The sequence below is a fragment of the Trebonia kvetii genome, assembly GCF_007827045.1.
GTDB classification, from domain to species: domain Bacteria; phylum Actinomycetota; class Actinomycetes; order Streptosporangiales; family Streptosporangiaceae; genus Trebonia; species Trebonia kvetii.
On sequence record NZ_RPFW01000003.1, the window covers coordinates 176,001 to 197,748 of the forward strand.

Consider the following 21,748-nt stretch of genomic DNA (forward strand, 5'->3'; position numbering starts at 1 on the left):
AGTTCAGGCCGCGGGATGGAGACTGGCATGTTCGAGGCAGCGAACATTCGGAAATGGCGAGGCCAAGACGTTGTCGACGCCCAGCGCCACAAGATCGGGGAGCTAGAGGCCGTCTACGTGGACACTGCCACCGACCCGCCCTCGTTCGGCACCTTCATCATGGGCGTAGTCGTGTCCCGTGGCGCCCTCGTCCTCGGTGCAAGAAAGCGGGTGAGCGAGCAGGATCACGTCTGCGGGAAGCTCGTGCCGCTTACCGGCTGAGACGTTTAGCCGCGCCGGACCGGGCGGCGGGGCTGCCGGCGGGGACTGGGTGTCCTGCCCGGAGGCGCGTTGGTGCCTCGCCTGACGGCCTGCGCTGCAGTGGACCGCGGCATACGAGCGGGGGCAGGCGGGATCGGGGTGCCCGAGATTGCGAACTCGCGGATCGTGGAGTGCCCGGGGGCGGCATCGTGGCGGGCAGCGGTGATTCCGGCTGCTACGTGCATCCGCTGCAGGTCGCGGAGTTGCCCGCGCTCGGCCAGCGCGACGACCTGGCCGGAGGCGCCCGCACGGGCCGTGCGGCCGGAGCGGTGCAGGTAGTCCTTGTGATCCTCTGGCAGGTCGAACTGCACGACCAGGTCCACGTCGTCGACGTGGATGCCGCGGGCGGCGACGTCGGTGGCCACGAGCACCCGGGGATACCCGGCTGCGAACGCGTCGAGTGCGCGCTGGCGCTGGTTCTGGCTGCGGTTGCCGTGGATGGCTGCGGCATCCACCCCCGCCCGGGACAGTTGTTTCGCGAGTCGGTCCGCGCCGTGTTTGGTCCGGACGAAGAACAGCGTCCGGCCGGGGCGGCTGGCGATCTCCGCCGCGACCGGCACCTTGTCCTCCGCGCGGAGGACAAGGATGCTGTGCTCGGCCGGCGTGGACTCGGCGGTCTCCGGCACCGCGTGCAGCGCGGGGCTGGTGACGTACTTGGCTACCAGCCGTCCGACGCCGCGGTCCAGTGTCGCCGAGAAGAACATCCGCTGGCCGTCGGCCGGAGTCTGATCGAGGAGGCGGGTGACTGCGGGCAGGAAGCCGAGGTCGGCCATGTGGTCGGCTTCGTCGAGCACGGTGATCTCTATGTGTGCGAGCGTGCAGGCGTGCCGCTCGATCAGGTCGGTGAGCCGGCCAGGAGTCGCCACTACGACGTCGGCGCGGCGCACCTGGTCAGTCTGCCGGCCGATCGGCATGCCGCCGTAGACCGTGGCGATGCTCACGCCGACCGCTTGGCCCAGCGGCGTCAGTACGTCGGCGACCTGCTGGGCGAGTTCGCGGGTGGGCACTAGGACGAGGGCGCGGAGCGCCTTCTGCTTGCGTGGCTGAGTGCTGCCTGCCAGCCTGGTCAGCAGCGGGAGGCCGAAGGCCAGGGTTTTGCCGGATCCGGTCTGGGCCCGGCCGAGGATGTCACGGCCAGTCAGGGCGTCAGGTATGGCCCGGCACTGGATGGCGAACGGCGCCAGGATGCCACGGGCGGCCATCGCCGTGACCAGGCGGGGGTGCACGCCGAGCTCAGCGAAGCTGGCTGCGGGCGGTGCAGGGGTAGCGGCGGCCGCGGTAAGGGCCGCCTCGAGCGCGGAGCCCGGTTCGCGCCGCGGTTCTTGGCGACGCCGTTGCGGCTGGCGCTGGGCGAGCGTGGGCCGTGGGCCGTATGGCATGCGTGAACTCCATTAGTAAGACCGGGGGCCGCGTCACGCATCTCAGGCGCCAGACGACGACAACTGCCTGATCCGATACTAGATAGCTCACACAAAGCGACCGTGCGGGGCTTCTTGCCCGCGTGAGCGGCTGCTATCAACCGCTAGCAAATGTAAGGCTCCCGGCAGCCACAGTATTCCCGCCTATCCTCAGTGGCAGGCGGGCTATGTCGCTCATGCACCCAGCGTTGCCGCGGGCTGTTCCAGTGGCCTAATCTCGTGTCAGCGGTAATTGATAGCGCACGTCACCGTGCTCGCGAGTGCATGATGACGCATCTGCCTGCTCTAGACCTCGGCGGACCTTAACTGGGTTTCTGCGAGCCGAGGCTGGGATGACTGTAGTTTCTTGCCGAGAAATACCTGCCGGGGATCTCGTACCGGTTTTCCCCGCGTCGCCTGGTTGGATGCTGACCAGGGACATGGCTGGGCAGGACGAGCGGGCGCTGCTCGGCTTCGCTGGACTTTTACGGCGGTCTGCCGCAGATCGAGATCGGCCGGCGGCTTGGCATCTCCCAGATGCACGTCTCCCGACTGCGTGCCCGTGCGCTCGGCCACCTCCGCTCGCGCCTGCTCGACCTGGAGAAGCAGGCATCCTGACACTGCGCCCACCCCGACACCGGAAGGTGGCGGAGTAGACGCGGATGGATGGCTGTCGGCGGCCTCTGGTGTGGGCAGCCTTCGTAAGCGGCTCATCCCGGTGTGTTCTGGTGGCGCGGTGGTCTGGGGGCGGGGGACGGGAAGTTCGCGGTGGGGCTGTCGATGATGTGGCGGGCGACGTCGGTGAGGCGCTGGTTGGTGTTCCTTGCGTAGTCGCGCAGCAGCGCGAAGGACTGGTCCATGTCCAGGCCGAGCCGCTCGGCGAGCCTGCCCTTGGCCTGCTCGATGACGACCCGGCTGTTCAGCGCGGCCTGGAGCTGCTCGGCCAGGGTCTCGGCGCGGCGCACGTTCTGTTCTTGCAGCAGGCCGATCGTGGCCACGTCGGCCAATGCCTGCCCGATGCGCAGTTCGGCCTGGCCGAGCGGGCCGGTGCCGGCGCTGAAGAGGTTCAGGGCGCCGATGACCTGATCCCGCAGCCGCATCGGCAGGGCATGGACAGCGCCGAAGCCGGCCTGGGTCGCGGCGGCCGCGAACCGGGGCCACCGCTGGCCGGTGTCGGCCAGGTCGGCGGCGGTGACCGGCTGGCCGGTGCGGTAGCAGTCCAGGCAGGGGCCCTGGTCGTCCTGGATCTGGAACAGCTCGATCAGCTCGGCCGCCTCGCTGGAGGCCGCGGCGACCCGCAGCTGGCCGCGGGGGTCGGCGAGGAGCACCCCGGCCGCGGACACGGATAGCAGCTGGACGCTGCGGTCGGTGAGCATGTGCAGGAAGTCGATCACGTCGAATTCGGCGACCATCGTGTCGGCAAGGTCGACGAAGGTGTCCGACAGCAGCTCAGTGTCCATCTCGGCCACCTCTTTCCGGTTGTAGGGAGGACGACGGCGCGCCCGGGCCGTCGGCCCAGCGTGGGGCCGGGCGCATCACGGCGGGCCGTCCCGGCCCGAGTCGGCGTGCAGCCGCAGGCGCCGGCCGACGATGTCGCTGGCGACGTCGGCCAGCCGACGGTCGTGTGCATAAGCGTAGGCCCGGAGGCGGGCGAATGCCTCCGCCATCGGGACGCCGAGCTGCACGGTGAGCATGCCGGTCGCCTGGTCGATCTCGGCCCGGTGCAGCACCAGGTCGGGGGACTGCCCGTCCAGGACCGGCCCGGCGGCCGCGGCGGCGTCGCCGTCCCCGCCGCGGGCGGCCCCGTCGAGCAGCAGCGTGGTCGCCAGATCCGCCAGAACGAGGCTGTCCCCGAAGCGCTCCGTCGGCAGCGGGCCTGGAGCGCCGCGGTACAGGCCCATCACCCCGGCCCGGATCGCCCCGATCGTCAGCGGGAACGCGAAGACCGCCCCGGCACCCAGCAGGCCCGCCTGTGCCGCGAATCCCGGCCAGCGCCGACTGGACTGGTCGCTGCCCAGGTCCGCCGCCAACACCGGCGCCGCGGACGCCAGCACATCATGGCACGGTCCCTCGCCCAGCGTGAGCTGCAGCTCGGCGAGCTGCTCGGACAGCGGGTCCGTCACGCAGACTACGAAATCCGGTCCCCGGCCGCCCGCCGCAGCCACCCAGGCGCCGCTCACCTCTGCTGACCGGACGGCGACCACGCACACGTCGGCGACCGACACACGGCGGCCGGCCGCGGCGGCGTTCCCGGCGACCAGCCCCCACGCTGCGGCAGGCCTGCCATCAGGCATCCTCGCACCCACAGCGCTCGCATATCACGGCGGTCCCGCTCCGCCGGCGGCTCCCCGGGCGTCCACACTGTCCAGCTCCCGGCGCAGCACACCGACAACGTATCCGCCGCCTGCCCGGGACCGCAGCTCAACGCTCAGCATGAGGGATGCCTCGTGCCCAGTGCCAGGCGGGGACCGGCCTCGGCACCCTTCGGAGCGGTGCGTTCACGGCGACGCTCTGCCCGCGGACCCTAGCAGGCTGACGCCGGATCGGTGCGCCCCTGTGCGGGGAGGGCTTCCCGCGCCGGCGGCTGCCGCCGCCATGCTGGCCTGGACGCCGGAGCTGTCAGCTTCCCAGATGAGCGAGAGCACCAGCTGTACCTGCGGCTGCGGCGCGGCTAGTACCAGGCCGCCTCCGGCGTTGCGGGCCTGCCTGCGGGCACGTGACAGTGCGGCTACGCCGGCCGCGTCGATGAACTCCAGACCCGATAGGTCCACGGTGATCCACAGGTCGCGCGCCGCGAGGGCCCCTAGGGCAGCAGCCACGGCTGCGGCGTCTACCAGGTCAAGCTCCCCGTGCAGCGAGAAGACGACGTGGCCTTCTGATGGACCGGAACTGAGGTTTGTGCGGAACATGGGGTACCTTCCTGCATCGCAGCAAGGCGGGGTCCCGGCCCGGCGGCTAGACCAGCTAGCTTCTCCCTTGGACACTACGCTCAGAGAAGTACGTAGTCGATCCGCGGCGATCGGTTGTGCCGGCTCAGCCGACGAACCGGACGATCGCGGCGAACTGGCAGGCCGCGGCGGCGCAGATGCAAACGTGGAAGACCTCGTGGTAGCCGAACAGTGGCAGGCAGGGCGAGGCGTCCCGCCATGCGCGCGGGCAACTAGCAGCGGGGCGCCCGCCAGCGACGTCCAGAAGCAGAGCAGGTGCAGCCAGCCGCGAAGGGCAGGCTTCGCGTCGTAGACACCGCGCCGGGCGTCGTACAGCAGGCCCGCCCCTGCAGGGCCCGCGTCCGTTACCCATCTGCGGCGTCACGGGCCGCATCTCCGCCCGGTCCCGCCCCGGGCGGTCAGTGCCCGGAGGCATCCTTGATCTTGGCCCCGGCCTGCTTGATGTCGCCCTTGGCCTGGTCGGCCCGGCCTTCGGTCCGCAGGCGCCGGCTGCCGGTGAGGCGGCCGAACATCCTCTTGGCGCCGCCCTTGGCGGTTTCTGCCGTGTGCGCGATCTTGCTGGTGATGCTCATCGTTTCCTGCCTTTGCTGGTTATCCTGCGGGGGCTGACGTGCTGCCTGGGATGTCGTTTGCCGGGCCGCTTCCGGGGGTGTGGACGTTCATGCCTGCGGCGGCGGCGCGGTCGGCGCCGCGCTGGTCGAGCAGGTCATCGCGGTCGCGGCTGACGGCTGCGGTCTCGCGGCGGGACTGCCGCAGGCCGCGCCGGGCTTCGTGGCCGCGCCGGGAAGTGCGCCGGGCAGCGGCAAGCAGCAGGCTCAGCCTGGCCAGGGCGATCACCCCGACCACGATGCCGTAGAGGAACAACTGGCCGGTGGAGCCGGTCACGTGATAGCCGAACACCGCGAACGGATGGGTGAGCGCATGGCCGCCGCCGTCGTTGGACAGGACGCCTGCCACGCCGACGACCACCGCCGCGACCAGGACAACGAGCCCGATAATTATGATCATGACGAACTCCGGGAAGCTGCGTTAGAGGTATCTGTGGCGGAAAGATTCCCGGAGTTCTCACCGTGCTTGAGCGTGACGTGCTGACGACACTGCCGGTGAACGCAAAAACTCCGGGCCCTATCGCTGTCCCTCGCGGATATCGCGCGGGACAGCTGCCGGGGTCCGGAGCAACACTCTTATTCTACGCGTCACCCGGCTCACGTGTGAAGAGGCCACTCCTGAGCCGGGTTTTGAAAGGGTAATCGGCTACGGCGATGGGCCCTTTTCCGATCGGCTGTTTCCTCCGGAGCACAGGTGCGGTTGACTCAGGGGTGAACGCACACCAAGCCTGATGCCCGCGCTCCCGCTGCCAGCTTCCTCGACGGGGATTGCGTCATGATCATCCCACGCGGCAGGTTCCACCGGCACGCTGTTCCTCAGCGGTATCGAAGTCGGGGTGATCGGCCTGGCCGCGCTCCTGCTGATGACCGGCGCGCGACGCGCCGTTCGCGGCAGGGCTGCCCGCCAAGCAAATGATCTCTCGGTGTAGGCCTGCTGCGGGCAGGCCATCGATGGGGTGTTTGTGCGACTCATTGTGTCGGCTGGAATCGACGATGCCGACGCAGTTGGACATTAGGGCCGTAGCGATGTAGGATAAAGGTATAGCTCCGGATATCTGGCAGCTGCACCTCGGAAAATAGAGGGCAGTGAGCCCATTCCAACTTGCTTGTAAACAATGAATCACTTTGAGTGATGATAACGTTGTCGTCTCGCGGCGACGGCACTGTGGCCACAGGGTCACGGTTCGCCGGCGGACACGGCGAAGCCCCTGGTAGATGAGGCAATCGACCAAGAACGACTCATCACCCCCAGGGGCTTCACATGCTGTTCTACCGTGCCGCGCTGCCGTTGTCGTCCCGGACCCTGAACTACGCGGCCGGGCTGATCCGCCGGCACCTGAAGGCCGTCGGGTCGCGGTGGCGGAAGCTCAGCCCTGGGCAGCAGGCCCTGCTCGTGCTCGCTCACCTGCGCAAAGGCGAGACGTTCGAGCACCTCGCGGCCGGGTTCGGGGTCGGCAGGACCACGGCCTGGCGGTACGTCAACGAGACCGTGGAACTGCTCGCGGCCCGCGCCCCGAAACTGAGGAAAGCGGTCCGGGACGCCAAAAGGGCAGGTCACGCCTACGTCATCCTCGACGGAACCCTCATCCCGATAGACCGGGTCGCCGCGGACAAGCCGTTCTACTCCGGCAAGCACAAAAAGCACGGCATGAACCTGCAGGTCATCGCCAGTCCTGACGGCGAGGTCCTGTGGGTCTCCGGTGCGCTGCCCGGCTCGGTCCACGACAAGAAGGCCGAGTGGATATGGGGCGTGCTGAACGAGCTAGAGAAAGCCGGGCTGGTCACCCTCGCGGACAAGGGATATCAGGGCTCCACCTGGGCAAAGGTCCCGTACAAGGGCCGGAACAAACCGGAATCCCAGAAAGAAGCCAACCGGGCCCACGCCAGGCTCCGCGCCCCCGGCGAACGAGCGAACGCCCAGCTCAAGGTATGGAAGATCCTCGCGAAGCTCCGCTGCTGCCCCTGGCGCGCCGGGAAACTCGCCAAGGCCATCCACGCATTGCAACTCCACGGCGCCTAACCAGGTTGGAATGGGCTCAGTGCAGGACCGGAGTTTTCTTATTCGGGTCGGCGCCGACAGGCGCTGCGGCCCACTAAAGGGCAAGAGCCCGCGGGATTTTCTTTCTCCCGCCGCGACGCGTCGCACAGGGACCGGCTACCCAGTATGTTCAAATTCGAACTGACTGAGGAGTCGGTTATGGGCATCATCGCATGGATCGTTCTCGGCCTCGTAGCGGGCCTGCTAGCCAATCTGCTGGTCCCCGGGCGGAGAACGCAAGGCCTCATCGTCACCTGCCTGATCGGGGTGGCCGGGGCGCTGGGCGGCGGCTGGGCCGCCACGGAAATATTCCACGTCCACACCCTGCACGGGTTCTTCAACCTTTCCACCTGGATCACCGCCATCGTCGGCGCGGCAATCCTGCTGCTGATCTTCCACCTATTCAGCGCGAGCAGGTCCAGCGGCGGTCGCGGGACCAGTCGTCGCCGGACCAGTCGTCGCCGGACCAGTTGGGCGAACCGCTGACCGAGCCGATTCAGCCGGGCGGCGGATCAGTCAGTGCGGCAGCTGGCCGCCGCCCGGCGTCGCTCAGGTGACGGGTGATCTGGCGGAATGACTCGACGAAGCTTTCTTCGCTGTAGCCGAGGCCGGCCGCTGCGCAGAACTCCCTGACCAGGCCCTGGACGCGTCGCAGATTGGGCCGCGGCATCGACGGGAACAGGTGATGCTCGATCTGGTAGTTAAGGCCGCCGAGCATGAAGGTGGTGAGCGGGCCGCCCCTGATGTTCCGGGCAGTGACCACCTGGCGGCGGGCGAAGCCGGCCGCCGTTCCTGATTCGATGACCGGCATCCCCTTGTGGTTGGGCGCGAAGCTGATGCCGAGGTACACCGAGAAGACCCCCTGCTGCAGGGCGACGAATGCGAGCGCCTTGAGCGGGGAGAGCACCCACAGCACCACCGTCAGGTACAGCGCGGCATGCAGCACGATGAGTGAGGCTTCCACCGCCGCGGCGCGGTCACGCCGCCGCGCGAGCCGCTGGATCCCGAGCACGTGCATGCCGCTGCTTCGCAGCAGCATGAGGGGGAAGAAGAGCGGTGCCTGCCAGCGTGCCAGCCACGATGCGAGAGGGCCTGGCCCCTTTCCCGGCGCGTCAGGTGAGGGCGCGGCGGGTCCCTCGCCGATATCGGGGTCACGGCCCAGCTCGTTGGGATGCGCGTGGTGAGCGTTGTGCTTGGGGACCCACCAGCCAAAGCTCAGCCCGGTGAGCACGTTCCCCACGGCGAACCCCAGCAGGCGGTTGCGTCGGCGGGTGCGCAAAACCTGGTTGTGCCCCGCATCATGGCCGATGAAGCCCAGCTGGGTGAACATCATCCCCATCAACGGAGCGACGGCGATGGCCGTCCACGAGTCGCCGGCCATGACAAACAGGGCCCATCCGGCGAAGAAGACGAAGATCGTCAGGGCGATCTTCAGCCGGTAATAGCCCGGTCTGCGGTCGAGCAGGCCCATCGCCCGCACCTGCAGCGCCAGTGCGCGATAGCCAGCCGTCGAAGGATCGATGGCCACATCCGACCCGTGTGCGAATGAGGCACGGTCGGACTGCCGGGCGGGAAGGCCGGGTGCTGTTCTCGTCGTCACTCTTGTCCTCCTGGGCGTCTTCCGAGCAAACCGCTCGGGGCTTACGTCACCAGGGTCTGGAGCAACGAGCCCGCAGCCGTGCCTATCCGGCACGGACCGCATGCTTGTCACGATACCGCAGTTCGGTGGGCCCGCATTTGGTACTTGAATAGCAGCAAAGGCATGTCCCCTTTCCTGTGTTTAGAAGTAGTGCCGCCGGCCGTCCAGAGAATGGGGATCGCGGCGATGAAGCCAATGATGAGGAGAATAATTCCGAGGATAATCAAGAGGCTTCTGACATGCCGCCGTCTGGTCAGCGACCAGCGGGTGATCACATGTGGTGATGGGCCGTGCTCGCATTGCCTGTTTCCGCCTGGGCGTTACCCGGGGTTGGCTTAGTAAATGATCGACAGGACCGAACCCGGCTTCCGGTCGTCGAATGGAGGTTGCCATGATTCCCGGCCAGAGCATGACCCTGGATGTGCCGGCCGTAAGCCCGAACGGGACGGCACCGCGCTGTGCGCACCTCGACGGCCTCGCGCCGGTCAAGCCTCAGTCGGCTGACTGCCCGGACTGCCGGAGCCGCCCCGGTGGCCCGGCTGGCCTTGTGGTCTGCCTGACCTGCGGCTGGGTGGCCTGTTCCGATGACTCGCCGAACCGGCACGCCAGGGCGCACTACGAGGAAACCGACCATCCGGTCGCGGCCAGGTTCGCGCCTGGATCGGCGCGGCGATGGTGCTATGTCCACCAGCGTCTCGTCTGAGGGGAATCCCATTCGTGAGCACTTGGCATCGCGCGACCCCGTCTCGCCCGGGCCCGCAGAAAGGTCCGTCCAAGAAATCCGTCCCGCGGCCGCCCGCACCGGCTCCCAGCCGCACTCCGGCCCCGTCTTCGCCGCCTCCTCGGTGGAGATGGCTGGTGCCGGCCGGGATCCTGATCGCGTTCATCGCGCTTCTGGCCTACCGGCCGGTCGCCGGCGGGACACCGACGCGGGCGCTGAGCTATACCAGCTTCGTCGGCGACGTGACCGGGGGCAAGGTCTCGACGGCGTCGATCACCGCGGCGGGGGCGGTGAGCGGGAAGCTCCACGACGGCAGCGCCTACACCTCCCAGATACCGACCGCGCTGAACGACAGCGCTCTGCCCGCCCTCCTGCTCGGGCACAAGGTTCAGGTGACGGGAACGGTCCCGAGCACGAACTCGGTGCTCGGATTCATCGTTGTCTGGGCTTTGCCGATTCTCATCTTCGTCGGGCTTTTCGTGTGGTTCCGCCGCCGCGGCGGCGGGCAGCTCACCGGGCGGGTCGGCGGGATCCTGGCCTTCGGGAAGTCGAAGGCCAGGGTCTACGACGAGGACAGGCCTGGCACGCGCTTCGCGGACATCGCCGGCTATGAGGGTTCCAAGGCCGAGGTCATGGAGGTGGTGGACTTCCTGAAGCACCCGGCCCGGTACGACCGGGCCGGCGCGGTCGGCCCGAAGGGCGTGCTGATGGTGGGGCCGCCGGGGACCGGCAAGACCCTGCTGGCCAGGGCTGTCGCCGGGGAGGCCAGCGTGCCGTTCTTCTCGCTGAGCGGCTCGAGCTTCGTCGAGATGTTCGTCGGCGTCGGCGCCTCAAGAGTCAGGGACCTGTTCGCTGACGCCAGGAAGCGGGCCCCGTCGATCATCTTCATCGACGAGATCGACGCCATCGGCGGGCGGCGTGGTCCCGGCGGGTTCGGCTCGAACGACGAGCGCGAGCAGACGCTCAACCAGCTGCTGTCGGAAATGGACGGTTTCGAGCCGGGCGCCAGGGTGGTCGTCATGGCCGCGACCAACCGGGCTGAGATCCTCGACGCAGCGCTGCTGCGGCCCGGGCGCTTCGACCGGACGGTCGAGATCCCGCTGCCCAGCTACGTGGAACGTGCCGCGATCCTGGCTATCCATGCGCGCGGCAAGACGCTCGCGCCCGACGTGGACCTCGGCGTCGCAGCGCGGGGCACGCCCGGATTCTCCGGTGCCGACCTAGCCAACCTCGTGAACGAGGCCGCGATCAACGCGGTGCGCGCTGATCGCGGCGTGCTCACCGCGGCCGACTTCGAGGCCGCCAGAGACCGGCTCCTGATCGGTCGCCGGGACGCGTCGAACGCGCTGCTGCCAGAGGAGAAGCACGCCGTGGCCGTCCACGAGGCCGGGCACGCGCTGGTGGCGGCGCTCTCGCCGCATGCCGATCCCGTCGCGAAGGTCACCATCCTTTCTCGCGGCGCCGCTCTCGGCGTGACCGAGCAGCTGCCCGCGTTCGAGCGTCACCTGTACCCCGAGAGCCACCTGACCGCCTCGCTCGCCGTGCGCCTCGGCGGCCGGGCGGCGGAGATCGTCGTCCTGGCGGAGCCGTCGACCGGCTCGGCGAGCGACCTCGCGGGCGCGACCGAGCTCGCGACGCACATGGTGCGGGAGTGGGGATTCTCCGCGGAGGTCGGACCGGTCAGCTACGGGCCGGAGGGACCCAGCCGCGACAATCCCTTCGCCGGCCGTCCGTATGCCGAGCAGACGCAGCGTTCCATCGACCAGGAGGTGTCCAGGCTGCTCCGCCAGGCCGAGGACACGGCTGCCACCCTTCTGCGCGGGAATCGTGACACCCTCGACCGGGTCATCGGCCTGCTGCTTGAGCGCGAGACGATCGACGGCGCGGACCTGGCCGCCATCGTCGGGGCGCCCAGGGCCGCCGTCAACGAACCGGCCGGGGTGCCGCTTGCCCTGACCATGAACTGGCACGAAAGCGAATAGCATCGCCGCCTCCCGTTCGGAAAGGAATTCTTGATCTTTCTTCCGAACGGGTTGTTGTTTCACCTGTCTACCCTCGCTGCGCCGCCAGACGTGGCTGCCTCGCCGGCGGATGCGCACCAGGTGGCCGCCTGGTGACCATCGGCCGAACAGCTTACGTCTTTACCTGGCCTGTCCCCTTACGGTACGGAATGACCAGATCCGGCCAGGTGCAGGCCGGTCCGCAGAGCCGGCCGAGGCGGAGCCGGGGCGTGTTCCCCGAGGACAGCCACGACCGGTCCCGCACGTGATGGCGGATACCGGGGTTATGTTGGTCGAGGTGGCAGCGTTCCCAGCCGCGCTCGGTCCGGAAGATCTCCGCGCAGCGAAGCGGGCTGGTCCTGGACTCTTGGCCGAGCTGTGCGCTGAGCCGGTCATCTGGTATTTGCATGATCCTCCCCGGTGTGCTGGCATGGTGACGCAGGTGGCCATCCTCCGGCCGCGATCATGCTGGCCGAGACAGTGTCGTGGCCAGGCCGGTCAGCAGTATGTCGAGGCCGCGTTCGAGTTCGGCGGCGCCGTCGTAGGCGGCCAGGGCGTGAGCGAGGCTGCGGAGCAGCGGGAATTCGCCGATCGGCAGCCGGTGCAGGCCCAGCCGCAGCAGGTCGTCGGTCTCGTCCGCGTTGTCCACGAGTTCCTGCAGTTCGTTGAGCAGGTGGCCGTTCAGGAACCCGATGAAGGCCCGGTAGACGTGCAGCGCGTCAGGCCCGCTGAACCCGGCGCGCGTGAGCAAGGCGAGAATGTCCTCGAGCGGGCGCAGGGTGCCGCGGGGGCGGAGCGCGAGCGGGGTGGCCAGCGGCCGGGTGACGAGCAGCGGGACCACATTGGGGTGCGCTAGCGCCAGGGCGCGGTAGTCGCGGGCGACAGCGCGCAGCTGGGCGGCCCAGTCGGGGTCGGCTGCGTCGACGCGGAGCTGGGCGAGCACGGTCTCCACAACGCCGTCGAGCAGCGCCGCCTTGCTGGGGGCGTGCCGGTAGAGAATCATCGGATCCCGGTCAAGCGCCGCCGCGAGGCGGCGCATGGACAGGGCGCCGACCCCGTCGCGATCGATGAGCTCAAGCGCGGTGGACAGCACCAGCTCTCGGTTGATCTTGCCGCCGCCGCCCCCGGCGTCCCTGACGGTCGGCGGCCGGGTGATCACGATGACACCCGCTCTCCCGCGGCCTGGTTCAAGCTACACATGAATCCAGTGTAGGTCTACAACGTGGACATGAAGCCAATCTGCGGTTGAGGCGTCACAGCACGGCCCCGCGTGGAGCCACCTCGAGGGTGGCGATGCCCCGGCCGTAGAGCACTACGAGCCGGTCGCCATGCCGGCAGCGCAGTACGCCGTTGTCCTCGGCGAGGGCTGCGATGACGCGGTCCACGGTCTCGTCCAGCCCGTCTCCGGTGTCGTAGGTGACATCCAGGCGCTCACCTCCGATGAGGCGGACGCGCAGCACGAGCTCGGCCATGCCCACGACCCTAGACCTGCGCCGCCCCGGCTGCCAAGCACGCGGCAAACGCTAGCCGACCTGCAGGTGACCGGCAGCGACAATGTGATTCAGCGTAGATCTACAATGTTGACAGCATGCCGATCAGCGTATGTACTGTAGTTCTACGGTGTAGGCGGCTGGATCGGCCAATCATCACCGAACCGAGAGGATCACTGACGTGACCGTTCAACCGAACATCGTCCTGGTGCACGGCGCCTGGGCCGACGGCTCGTGCTGGAGCGCCGTGATCGAGCGCCTTCAGGCCGGCGGCTACACCGTCACGGCCCCGCAGTTTCCCGAGTCCTCGCTGGCAGCTGACGTCGCCAGGCTCCGCCAGGTGCTGGAACGCCAGGATGGCCCGGTCATCGTCGCCGGGCACTCCTACGGCGGGCAGATCATGACCGCCCTCGGCACCAACGCACCGAACGTCGCCGGCCTGGCCTACATCGCGGCCTTCGGGCTTGACGAGGGCGAGTCGATCGGGGCGCTCCTGTCAACTGGCCCGCCGACCCCGGCGCTCGCACACCTGGACATCGACGCCCACGGCTTCGCCTGGCTGCCGGCCGGCGACTTCGTCGAGCACTTCGCCGCCGGTACCGACCCGGTCAAGGCGCGGGTCATGCACGCCGTGCAGCAGCCACTGGCAGCCAGCGCCCTGCAAGACGTGATGGGCGTCCCGGCCTGGCGTTCGCGCCCGTGCTGGTACCTCGTCGCCACCGACGACCAGGCGATCCCGCCCGACGCCGAGCGCCAGTTCGCCGCTCGCATGAGCGCGACCACCTTCGAGGTACCGGCAGGCCACCTGGCGATGGTCTCCCATCCGGACGAGGTCGCACACGTCATCGGAACCGCTGCCAAGACTGTCCAGGCCGAAATCAAGTGGTCCGGGCGCTAAGGCCGGACAGGGGAGGACGATTGTGCCCAAGGCATACGCGCTACTGAGCACGTACCCGCCTACCCAGTGCGGGCTTGCCACCTTCAGCGCCGCCTTGCTCACCCACCTTCGCGGGCTCGGTGATCATGCGTGCGTGGTGCGCGTCCTCGATGAGGAGGTGCTGCCGGGATCGGTGCCGCGAGCCGCGCCTGAGATCGTGCATGACCTCGTCAACGGCTCGGCCCGGAGCGCCGCTGTCGCTGTCGACGTGATCAACGGCTTCGATGCCGTGATCGTGCAGCATGAGTACGGCATTTACGGCGGGCCAGACGGACAGGACCTCGTTCCGCTGCTTAACGCGTTGCGCGTGCCGAGCATCGTGGTCCTGCACACCGTCCTGGCGCGGCCCACCGCGCGGCAGCGCGCGATCCTCGATGACGTCATCGCCTCCGCCAGCAAGGTCGTCACGATGACGCGGACGGCGCGGACGCGGTTGCTTGACATTTACGGAACGGACCCGGCGAAGGTCGTGGTGATACCGCATGGCGCCGCGGACTACCGGGTCCCCGCGACACTACGCCAGGCAGGCCAGCCGCCTGTGGTCCTGACCTGGGGACTGCTTGGGCCGGGTAAGGGCATTGAGCATGCAATTGACGCGATCGCGCTGCTTCGGGACCGAGGGCTGAACGTCGCCTATACGGTCGCCGGCCAGACGCACCCCCGCGTCCAGGCACGCGACGGCGAGGCCTACCGGGGTTCGCTCCTGGCGCGGGCGAAGAGTCACGGACTAGCGCATCTCGTGCGCTTCGATGGCCGTTTCCTGCCCGCAGGCGTTCTGGGCGAACTGATCGCCGGCGCGGACGTCGTGGTCTTGCCCTACGACTCGCTGGAGCAGGTGACATCCGGCGTCCTGATCGAGGCGATCACCGCGGGAAAGCCAGTGATCTCCACCAGTTTCCCGCACGCCATCGAAGTGCTCGGCGGCGGCGCGGGACTCCTGGTCGAGCGGCAGGACCCGGCGGGCATCGCCGGCGCGCTGCACCGGGTCCTCACCGAGCCGGGACTGTCCGCGCGAATGAGCCGCCACGCGGGGGATCTCGCGCCGCAGCTGCTGTGGCCGGCGGTCGCACGCCGCTACCGGAATCTCGTCGCCACGGTCGCCCGTTCCCGCGGCGGAGTCGTGGCGTGAACTGCCCGGCTCCGCCGTTCGAGCACCTGCTCCGACTCAGCGATCACATCGGCTTGCTTGAGCACGCCGACGGCACCACGCCACTGCCCGAGCACGGCTACTGCGTCGATGACGTTGCGCGCGGCCTGGTGGTGGTGTGCCGGCAGCCGTCGCCGCGCCATGAGCTAATCACGCTGGGGCGGCGCTACCTGTACTTCCTCGCGCAGGCGCAGGCGCAAGAAGGCAGGTTCCGTAACCGCCTTGGCTATGACCGCCGTTGGCGTGACGACCCGGGAACCCAGGACTGCTGGGGCCGCGCGCTGTGGGGACTTGGCACCGCCGCCGCCCGGAGCCCCGCCGCGGCGATGCGGGAGGAGTCGCTCGCCCGGTTCGGCTCCGGTGCGAAGTTCCGCTCCGAGTGGCCGCACGCCATGGCGTTCGCGGCGCTCGGCGCCGCGGAGGTGCTCGACATCCTGCCTGACCACCCGGCCGCGCTCGGCCTCCTCGACGCCGCCGTTAGTGTGATCGGCAAGCCGTCCGCCAGCGCCGCCTGGCCCTGGCCGGCACCGCGGCTCAGTTACGCGAACGCGGCGATCGCCGAGGCGGTCATCGTGGCCGGCTGGCGGCTTGACAGTGACCCGGTTCTCCGCGACGGCCTGCGCATGCTGGAATGGCTGCTGGCAGGCGAGACAAGGAACGGGCACCTGTCGGTGGTGCCCGCGGGAGGCTGGGGTCAGGGCGAGCGCCGTCCTGGCTTCGACCAGCAGCCGATCGAGGTGGCCGCGCTTGCCGACGCGTGCGTGCGCGCGGCGGCGGTGACCGGCGACTCTAGCTGGCTGAACGGCGTCGGCATGTGCGTGGCGTGGTTCCTCGGCGATAACGACGCCCAGATTCCCCTGCTCGACGCGCAGACCGGCGGCGGCCACGATGGCCTCGGTCCAGCGGGCCGTAACCGCAACCAGGGAGCGGAGTCGACGTTGGCGATGATCTCCGTGCTCCAGCAGGGCTGCCGCGTCAGCGCGGTACGGCGGTGACGGGAGACGATCGTCCGATGCTGAGCAGGACGCTGCACCGGCTGCTGCCTGACGCCTCGCGGACGGTGAGCCGGCTTTTCGTGCCCGGGCAGGAAACCCTGATCAGGGGCGACTCCCGGGCCAAGTCGGTCATCGACCGCGTCCTGGCGATGACCGAAGCTGAGGCAGACCGCACGCTCGCCTGCACGAGGGACAGGTTCGCGGGACGGCTTCGCGACCTGGACAGCACCCTGGAATCCCACTTCGGGCTAGTCGAGCACCGGCTCGGCGGCGAGATCACCGTGAGCGCCTCCCGGCGGCGCCTTATCGGCGCGTACTTCACCCAGCAGTACGCGCTAGAGGCCGCGGCGCTGTTCAACCCGTCGATCGTGCCGCATCCCGACCAGGCAGGCTGTGGCCCGGGGGAGCTCCGCTTCGTCATGAGCCTGCGCGCGGTCGGCGAAGGCCACCTGTCAAGCATCGAGTTCAGGACCGGCGCGATCAGCGGCGAGTCCACGATCAGCATCGATGCGCCAGGACCATTCCCCGGCACCGGGCACAGCCGCCCGGGGACCTGCGATCGTGGCGTCCTTCAGGAGAGGCTCGCCGAGCTCGGCCATGTCGGTGAGGACGCGCAGTTGCTGTGCAGCCTGCTGCCGCGCCGCTTCGCCATGACTGAGCTCGATGCAGCCATCAGTGAGCTTTCCCGGCAGCAGGCCACCCGCGGAGACTCCACGGCACTGGTCGATGTAGCGCGATCGGCGGCCGCGTCCTGCTACCGGGTCGAGTTCGATGATGAGCACGCACTCTCCGAGCGGGTTCTGTGGCCGGGGGGACCTGCCGAGCGCCAAGGCATGGAAGACGCGCGGTTCGTGCTCTTCACCGATGGCGAAGACCTGACCTACTACGCGACGTACACCGCGTTCGACGGCAGTGGCGTCGCATCGCACCTGCTGGAAACCACGGACTTCCGGACCTTTACCGTCTCCCCGCTCGCGGGCCCCGCCACCCAGAACAAGGGCATGGCGCTGTTTCCCCGCCGCATCGGCGGCCGCTATGCCGCGCTGTCTCGCTGGGACCGGGAGAGCAACGCGATCGCCTACTCAGCAGACCGCCATCGCTGGGGCTCGGCCGCCACCATCCAAGCACCCGAGCGCCCGTGGGACCTGATTCAGCTCGGCAACTGCGGCTCGCCCATCGAGACTCCGGCGGGCTGGCTGGTCTTCACCCACGGCGTCGGCCCCATGAGGGAGTACGCGATCGGCGCCATCCTGCTCGACCTAGACGAGCCCGAGCGCATGCTAGCCGCGCTGCCGGAGCCGCTCCTCGTGGCCGACGAGTCCGAGCGCGACGGATATGTCCCGAACGTCGTCTACTCATGCGGCTCACTGCTCCACAGGGGGACGGTCGTGCTGCCCTACGGGTGCAGTGATTCCTCCGTGCGGATCGCGACCGTCGACCTCGCGCAGCTGCTCGCCGAGCTGACCGGATGAAGCTGGACATCCTGACCAGTCAGGCGCACGTCCTGCTGGGGTCGACCCGGTGTGGCTGGCCGTTGGCTCCTTCATAATGGTGTGCGTGCAGGAGTTCGGCCGCCGTCACGTCAGCGCGCGTCTTGAGATCGAGGTGCACGAGCCGCTTGAGATGGTTCTCCAGGTCGCGGTGGGGGACATGCCTGGCGCCTCGCGGCGGGAAAGCCTGACGGTCTCCCGTGACGGGGAGTTCCTGGCACCCGCGGAGGTGGCTGTTCCAGGCGAGGGGCGCGCGCACGTGCTGACGGTGCGGCCCGGCCGGGTGCTCGTCGAGTACCGGGCCGCCATTGAGGGCCGAGCCGGGCCGCCGGAGGTGAATGAGGCCGATTGGCTGACCTACCTCCGGCCGAGCAGGTACGCCGAGTCTGACCAGCTGGTCGCGTTGGCCCATGCCGAGTTCGCCGGCATCAGCGGGGCGCCGGACCTGCTCGCGGCGGTGTCGTCCTGGGTCGGCACGCGGCTCAGGTACGTGCCCGGCAGCAGCGGGCCGACCGACGGCGCGGTGCACACGCTGCTACGCCGGCAGGGAGTGTGCCGCGACTACGCCCACCTCGTTGTCGCGCTGCTGCGGGCGCTGGACGTCCCGGCCCGGGTCGTCGCCGTGTATGCGCCCGGGCTGGAGCCGATGGATTTCCACGCTGTGGCGGAGGCGCTCGTGGACGGCTGCTGGCGCGTCGTGGACGCGACCCTGCTCGCGCCGCGCGCCACCCTGGTGCGGATAGCCACGGGCCGCGACGCCGCCGACACCGCGTTCCTGTCCACCTACCGCGGTGCCGCGACGCTGGTCGGCACCGAGGTCATGGCGGTGCTCGACGGGGACTTGCCTGCCGACGACGTGACCCGGCAGATGACCATCGGCTGAGGGGCGGTCTTGGCCGGGCTGCCTGGCTGGGTGCTGTGTGCCGTGTCGTGTTCCTTGCGGCGTTTAACCCGTCGTCAGGCGGCGGGACCGCGTGGCACAGTGCTGGGGTGGTGATCGACGACTTCCCCAGGCAACTGGCCAGCACCAGGCGCTTCACGCTCCGTTGACCCGGAGCGGCCGCCGCGCGCGGTCAGGTACCCGGCTGCGGGGACCGCCAACGCGGACGTCACCCTGCAGGTGCTGCGGCTTGACGGGAGCAGGACCGAGGTCGCCTGGGACCGCGGCGCATATGAGTACCTGACGGCCGCGGAGTGGGATTCCCAGGGTCCGCTGCTCAGCGTGCAGAGCCGGGACCAGCGGACCGTCTTGGTGCTCGCGGCCGACTCCGTCACGGGACGGACAACGGTTCTGCACACCGAAGCGATGACGCCTGGGTCGAGCTCGCGCCTGGCACCCCGGCGCGGACCAGTGCCGGGGACCTGGTCACCGTGTCCGACCGGGACGGCTCCCGTCGCCTGGTGGTCGGCGGCGCCGCCGTCACGCCGGACGGACTCCACGTCAACTCGGTCTGCGGACCCGACGACGAGACCGTTTACTTCACCGCCACCGATGAACGCGACCCCACCGAGCGGCACCTGTGGCGGTACGACCCCGGACAGGGACTGTCGCGGTGCAGTGCGGAACCCGGCGTGCACGACGGAGCGGCCGCAGGCGGCACCGCTGTCGTTCTCTCGCAGACGAAAGGGGGCACCGCAGTCGCCGTCGCCTGGCGCGACGGTACTCGCGCGGCCATCGCCAGTCTCGAAGCCGAACCCTTGCTCAAGCCGCGGATCACCTGGCTGACCCTCGGTCCTCGCAAGCTGCGCGCCGCCCTGCTCCTGCCGTCGTGGCACCGGCAGGGAACGCGGCTCCCCGTGCTGCTGAGCCCGTACGGCGGCCCGGCCATGCAGCGGGTGGTCCGGGTGCGTGACGCATGGTTCTGCGAGGACCAGTGGTTCGCCGAGCAAGGCTTCGCCGTCCTGGTCACGGACGGGCGCGGCACGCCTGGCCGCGGGCCGCAATGGTCGAAGACCGTCTTCGGCGACACCCTCTCCGCGCCGCTTGACGATCAGGTCGACGCGCTCGACGCGGTCTGCGCGTCGATCCCCGACCTGGACCGGGGGCGGGTCGGGATCCACGGCTGGTCATACGGCGGGGCGCTCGCGGCCATCGCGGTGATCCGCCGCCCCGACGTGTTCCACGCGGCCGTTTCCGGTGCCGCCCCGCACGATCAGCGGCTGTACGACACCCACTGGCGGGAGCGATTCCTCGGCCTGCCGCAGCAGAACCCGGAAGGATACGACCGGTCCTCCACCGTGACCGAGGCCGCCAGCCTGACCAGGCCACTGCTGCTGATTCACGGGATGGCCGACGACAACGTGGTGGTAGCGCACACGCTGCGGATGTCGGCGGCGCTGCTTGCGGCGGGCCGTCCGCACCAGGTGCTGCCGCTGTCCGGCGCCACCCACATGCCGGCCGACCTCGGCAGCCAGTCGCTTTGGCACGAGTTCGCGTTCCTCGCAAGCTCGCTCGGCGTCGCCCGGCCTAGCGCAGAGTTACGGTCGCGGCCGGGTATGAGGCCCGGCACGCAGAACGGGTGCGTGGCTTCGCGTGTCGCGGGAACCACGCACCCGTTCTGGATGTGAGATCTAGTCAGCCACCGCTCAGGCGGCGGCGGGCAGCATCGGGCCGTACTTCCAGGTGCTGCCGTTCCAGTAGCCGGCGATCGCCGTGGCCGTGGACAAGTCAGCCTTGCCCATCAGCCCGGTGGCCACGCACTTGCCGCCGACCGGGCAGCTGATGGACACGAAGACGGCCGCCTTGCCCGCACCGGGGCCGGCCACCTTGAGTACCGTCCACTTGCTGCCGGTCCAGGCGAGCGCCGCGGGGGCGCCTGTTTTGGCCGTACCGTGGTCGCCGACCGCGATGCAGCGGACCGCCGAGGTGCAGGAGACGCCGACCAGTTCGGCGATGCTGTCGCCCTTGGGGCCGCTCCACTTGGTCACCGCCCAGGTCTTGCCGTTCCACACCTCGGCGAAGGCCAGCGAGGCGGCGCCCGTGCTGCTGGTGTTCCCGCTGCCGACGACGACGCAGCTGTGCGCCGTGACGCAGGACAGGCCACTGAACATCGGGTCGCTGACCCCGGCGGGCAGCGTCGCCTGCAGGTCGGCGAACGCCTTGCCGTTCCAGGCCGCGGCCACCGGCGTGCTGGTGCCGGTGCTGCTCGTGGTGGCCAGCGAGGATCCGGTGACCACGCAGGAGGTGAGCGAGAAGCAGTGCAGGCCGGAGAAGTCCATCTCCGTGTTCGGGTCCGCGTCGGGCACCGTGGTCCGCGCCCACTTGGTCCCGTTCCAGGTCCAGATGATCTGGACGCCGGCGCTGGTGGTCTCGTTCATCCCGCTGCCGATGGCGACGCAGCTGTTGACCGCCACGCAAGACACGGGGCCGACCTGACCGAACGTGTGAGCGGGCAGCGGCGGCGCGGCGACCGGCGTCAGCGTGCTGCCGTTCCAGGCCAGCGCGAACGGAGCCAGGCCGGGGAAGGAACCCGTCGCTGCCTCCCCGAGCACCAGGCAGCTCGTGGCGGCCCTGCAGGACACGCCGGTCAGCAGGGCGAACTTCGATCCCTTGGGCGCCTTGACCGGGACGACCTTCCAAGTGCCCGCGTGCAGCCGCGCCGCGAACGGCGTGATGCTGCTCGAGTTGGTGCTGGAGACCTCGTGCCCCCCGACGGTCAGGCAGGCTGTCGGCGACGCGCAGGAGACCCCGGTTCCTACGGTCACGTCCATGCTGCTTGAGCTGGCTTGCGGCCGCGCCGCCGACAGGCGCTCAAGTGACGAGGCGATGCGGCCGGCCGCGCTCGTAGCCGGGTAGGCCGAGATCGCCTTGAGGAATGCGGTCTCGGCGGACTTGCCGCCCGCTGTCGCGGTGACCGTTCCGCTTGTTCTCGCGGTACCCGTCCCGGCCATGGCCGGCACGGCACAGCCGAGCAGGGCCGCCGTCGCCGCGGCCAGCCCGGACATCACAATCTTGCGCACGTTGCTCCTCATTAGGAAGGAAACACCCAACAGCGCACAAGAATCTCATTAGCCGCGTTAAGTAACCAGTGGTTTTCG

23 protein-coding genes and 1 pseudogene are annotated in these 21,748 nt (G+C 69.3%); 13 read left to right on the plus strand and 11 right to left on the minus strand.

The features are described 5' to 3' along the window. Positions 1 to 15 precede the first annotated feature (15 nt). Positions 16 to 261, plus strand: a complete 246-nt coding sequence (locus EAS64_RS15600) for a hypothetical protein (RefSeq protein ID WP_222849340.1) — start codon at positions 16 to 18, stop codon at positions 259 to 261. 5 nt (positions 262 to 266) lie between these two features. On the opposite strand, the gene EAS64_RS15605 is transcribed toward EAS64_RS15600, so the two are convergent. After that, entirely contained in the window at positions 267 to 1,679 is a 1,413-nt protein-coding gene (locus tag EAS64_RS15605) for a DEAD/DEAH box helicase (RefSeq protein ID WP_145853742.1), read from the minus strand. 513 nt (positions 1,680 to 2,192) lie between these two features. Between EAS64_RS15605 and EAS64_RS47460 the strand changes: the two genes are divergently transcribed. Beyond that, entirely contained in the window at positions 2,193 to 2,315 is a 123-nt protein-coding gene (locus tag EAS64_RS47460) for a sigma factor-like helix-turn-helix DNA-binding protein (protein WP_369333562.1), read from the plus strand. A 92-nt stretch (positions 2,316 to 2,407) separates the two neighbouring features. Here EAS64_RS47460 and EAS64_RS15615 read toward each other — a convergent pair whose 3' ends face one another. The 5 genes from EAS64_RS15615 to EAS64_RS15635 form a co-directional block, all read right to left on the minus strand. Continuing rightward, on the minus strand, positions 2,408 to 3,157 hold the full coding sequence (locus tag EAS64_RS15615) for a GAF and ANTAR domain-containing protein (protein WP_145853743.1): 750 nt from the start codon (positions 3,155 to 3,157) through the stop codon (positions 2,408 to 2,410). Between the two features lie 75 nt (positions 3,158 to 3,232). Continuing rightward, positions 3,233 to 3,991 (minus strand): GAF and ANTAR domain-containing protein, encoded by a 759-nt coding sequence (locus EAS64_RS15620; protein WP_145853744.1) that lies wholly within the window; start codon positions 3,989 to 3,991, stop codon positions 3,233 to 3,235. 204 nt (positions 3,992 to 4,195) lie between these two features. Beyond that, positions 4,196 to 4,606 carry an STAS domain-containing protein gene (locus EAS64_RS15625; RefSeq protein ID WP_145853745.1) on the minus strand — a complete coding sequence of 137 codons (411 nt, stop codon included), beginning with the start codon at positions 4,604 to 4,606 and terminating at the stop codon, positions 4,196 to 4,198. A gap of 437 nt (positions 4,607 to 5,043) precedes the next feature. Continuing rightward, entirely contained in the window at positions 5,044 to 5,217 is a 174-nt protein-coding gene (locus tag EAS64_RS15630; RefSeq protein WP_145853746.1) for a CsbD family protein, read from the minus strand. 19 nt (positions 5,218 to 5,236) lie between these two features. Continuing rightward, positions 5,237 to 5,653 (minus strand): hypothetical protein, encoded by a 417-nt coding sequence (locus EAS64_RS15635; RefSeq protein ID WP_222849341.1) that lies wholly within the window; start codon positions 5,651 to 5,653, stop codon positions 5,237 to 5,239. Between the two features lie 861 nt (positions 5,654 to 6,514). On the opposite strand from EAS64_RS15635, the gene EAS64_RS15640 reads away from it, so the two are divergent. Continuing rightward, positions 6,515 to 7,273, plus strand: a complete 759-nt coding sequence (locus EAS64_RS15640; RefSeq protein ID WP_145851078.1) for a transposase family protein — start codon at positions 6,515 to 6,517, stop codon at positions 7,271 to 7,273. 177 nt (positions 7,274 to 7,450) lie between these two features. Beyond that, complete coding sequence (locus EAS64_RS15645; RefSeq protein ID WP_145853747.1) at positions 7,451 to 7,777, plus strand: GlsB/YeaQ/YmgE family stress response membrane protein; 327 nt, start codon at positions 7,451 to 7,453, stop codon at positions 7,775 to 7,777. A 10-nt stretch (positions 7,778 to 7,787) separates the two neighbouring features. Here EAS64_RS15645 and EAS64_RS15650 read toward each other — a convergent pair whose 3' ends face one another. Then, on the minus strand, positions 7,788 to 8,891 hold the full coding sequence (locus EAS64_RS15650; RefSeq protein WP_222849342.1) for a fatty acid desaturase family protein: 1,104 nt from the start codon (positions 8,889 to 8,891) through the stop codon (positions 7,788 to 7,790). A 418-nt stretch (positions 8,892 to 9,309) separates the two neighbouring features. Between EAS64_RS15650 and EAS64_RS15655 the strand changes: the two genes are divergently transcribed. Together EAS64_RS15655 and ftsH are read left to right on the plus strand one after the other, a co-directional pair. Beyond that, the gene (locus EAS64_RS15655; protein ID WP_222849343.1) at positions 9,310 to 9,633 is read left to right on the plus strand and encodes a UBP-type zinc finger domain-containing protein; all 324 of its coding nucleotides are present in this window, start codon (positions 9,310 to 9,312) and stop codon (positions 9,631 to 9,633) included. Positions 9,634 to 9,788: 155 nt separating this feature from the next. Further along, entirely contained in the window at positions 9,789 to 11,633 is a 1,845-nt protein-coding gene (gene ftsH, locus EAS64_RS15660; protein WP_246115706.1) for an ATP-dependent zinc metalloprotease FtsH, read from the plus strand. A 151-nt stretch (positions 11,634 to 11,784) separates the two neighbouring features. Here ftsH and EAS64_RS15665 read toward each other — a convergent pair whose 3' ends face one another. The 3 genes from EAS64_RS15665 to EAS64_RS15675 all read right to left on the minus strand — a co-directional run bounded on the left by EAS64_RS15665 (position 11,785) and on the right by EAS64_RS15675 (position 13,123). Beyond that, entirely contained in the window at positions 11,785 to 12,060 is a 276-nt protein-coding gene (locus EAS64_RS15665; protein WP_145853750.1) for a hypothetical protein, read from the minus strand. Positions 12,061 to 12,114: 54 nt separating this feature from the next. Continuing rightward, positions 12,115 to 12,810, minus strand: a complete 696-nt coding sequence (locus EAS64_RS15670) for a TetR/AcrR family transcriptional regulator C-terminal domain-containing protein (protein ID WP_222849344.1) — start codon at positions 12,808 to 12,810, stop codon at positions 12,115 to 12,117. Between the two features lie 94 nt (positions 12,811 to 12,904). Continuing rightward, on the minus strand, positions 12,905 to 13,123 hold the full coding sequence (locus EAS64_RS15675; RefSeq protein ID WP_145853751.1) for a hypothetical protein: 219 nt from the start codon (positions 13,121 to 13,123) through the stop codon (positions 12,905 to 12,907). Between the two features lie 199 nt (positions 13,124 to 13,322). Here EAS64_RS15675 and EAS64_RS15680 point away from each other — a divergent pair, with 199 nt between their 5' ends. The 7 genes and pseudogenes from EAS64_RS15680 to EAS64_RS15705 all read left to right on the plus strand — a co-directional run bounded on the left by EAS64_RS15680 (position 13,323) and on the right by EAS64_RS15705 (position 20,278). Continuing rightward, on the plus strand, positions 13,323 to 14,039 hold the full coding sequence (locus tag EAS64_RS15680) for an alpha/beta fold hydrolase (RefSeq protein WP_187365949.1): 717 nt from the start codon (positions 13,323 to 13,325) through the stop codon (positions 14,037 to 14,039). A gap of 22 nt (positions 14,040 to 14,061) precedes the next feature. After that, positions 14,062 to 15,207, plus strand: coding sequence for a glycosyltransferase (locus EAS64_RS15685; protein WP_222849345.1), 1,146 nt, complete (start codon positions 14,062 to 14,064; stop codon positions 15,205 to 15,207). Then, the gene (locus EAS64_RS15690) at positions 15,204 to 16,220 is read left to right on the plus strand and encodes a glycosyltransferase (RefSeq protein WP_145853754.1); all 1,017 of its coding nucleotides are present in this window, start codon (positions 15,204 to 15,206) and stop codon (positions 16,218 to 16,220) included. The genes EAS64_RS15685 and EAS64_RS15690 overlap by 4 nt, the downstream gene beginning before the upstream one ends. 17 nt (positions 16,221 to 16,237) lie before the next feature. Beyond that, a complete protein-coding gene (locus tag EAS64_RS15695; RefSeq protein WP_145853755.1) occupies positions 16,238 to 17,692 on the plus strand; it encodes a glycoside hydrolase family 130 protein in 1,455 nt (484 codons plus the stop codon). Between the two features lie 85 nt (positions 17,693 to 17,777). Further along, the gene (locus tag EAS64_RS15700) at positions 17,778 to 18,593 is read left to right on the plus strand and encodes a transglutaminase-like domain-containing protein (RefSeq protein WP_222849346.1); all 816 of its coding nucleotides are present in this window, start codon (positions 17,778 to 17,780) and stop codon (positions 18,591 to 18,593) included. A gap of 192 nt (positions 18,594 to 18,785) precedes the next feature. Next, positions 18,786 to 19,001 (plus strand): annotated as a pseudogene (locus tag EAS64_RS47465) (DPP IV N-terminal domain-containing protein); the annotation flags it as partial. 80 nt (positions 19,002 to 19,081) lie between these two features. Next, positions 19,082 to 20,278, plus strand: a complete 1,197-nt coding sequence (locus EAS64_RS15705; protein WP_222849347.1) for an alpha/beta hydrolase family protein — start codon at positions 19,082 to 19,084, stop codon at positions 20,276 to 20,278. A gap of 18 nt (positions 20,279 to 20,296) precedes the next feature. Here the strand turns inward: EAS64_RS15705 and EAS64_RS15710 are convergent, their stop codons facing one another. After that, a complete protein-coding gene (locus EAS64_RS15710; RefSeq protein WP_145853756.1) occupies positions 20,297 to 21,670 on the minus strand; it encodes a hypothetical protein in 1,374 nt (457 codons plus the stop codon). Positions 21,671 to 21,748 lie beyond the last annotated feature (78 nt).

Coding starts and splice junctions, on each gene's coding strand:
- EAS64_RS15615 (WP_145853743.1), bottom strand. CDS start 3,157: ATGGACACTGAGCTGCTGTCGGACACCTTCGTCGACCTTGCCGACACG.
- EAS64_RS15655 (WP_222849343.1), top strand. CDS start 9,310: ATGGAGGTTGCCATGATTCCCGGCCAGAGCATGACCCTGGATGTGCCG.
- EAS64_RS15640 (WP_145851078.1), top strand. CDS start 6,515: ATGCTGTTCTACCGTGCCGCGCTGCCGTTGTCGTCCCGGACCCTGAAC.
- EAS64_RS15605 (WP_145853742.1), bottom strand. CDS start 1,679: ATGCCATACGGCCCACGGCCCACGCTCGCCCAGCGCCAGCCGCAACGG.
- EAS64_RS15625 (WP_145853745.1), bottom strand. CDS start 4,606: ATGTTCCGCACAAACCTCAGTTCCGGTCCATCAGAAGGCCACGTCGTC.
- EAS64_RS15695 (WP_145853755.1), top strand. CDS start 16,238: ATGCTGAGCAGGACGCTGCACCGGCTGCTGCCTGACGCCTCGCGGACG.
- EAS64_RS15645 (WP_145853747.1), top strand. CDS start 7,451: ATGGGCATCATCGCATGGATCGTTCTCGGCCTCGTAGCGGGCCTGCTA.
- EAS64_RS15600 (WP_222849340.1), top strand. CDS start 16: ATGGAGACTGGCATGTTCGAGGCAGCGAACATTCGGAAATGGCGAGGC.
- EAS64_RS15635 (WP_222849341.1), bottom strand. CDS start 5,653: ATGATCATAATTATCGGGCTCGTTGTCCTGGTCGCGGCGGTGGTCGTC.
- EAS64_RS15675 (WP_145853751.1), bottom strand. CDS start 13,123: ATGGCCGAGCTCGTGCTGCGCGTCCGCCTCATCGGAGGTGAGCGCCTG.
- EAS64_RS15620 (WP_145853744.1), bottom strand. CDS start 3,991: ATGCCTGATGGCAGGCCTGCCGCAGCGTGGGGGCTGGTCGCCGGGAAC.
- EAS64_RS15630 (WP_145853746.1), bottom strand. CDS start 5,217: ATGAGCATCACCAGCAAGATCGCGCACACGGCAGAAACCGCCAAGGGC.
- EAS64_RS15665 (WP_145853750.1), bottom strand. CDS start 12,060: ATGCAAATACCAGATGACCGGCTCAGCGCACAGCTCGGCCAAGAGTCC.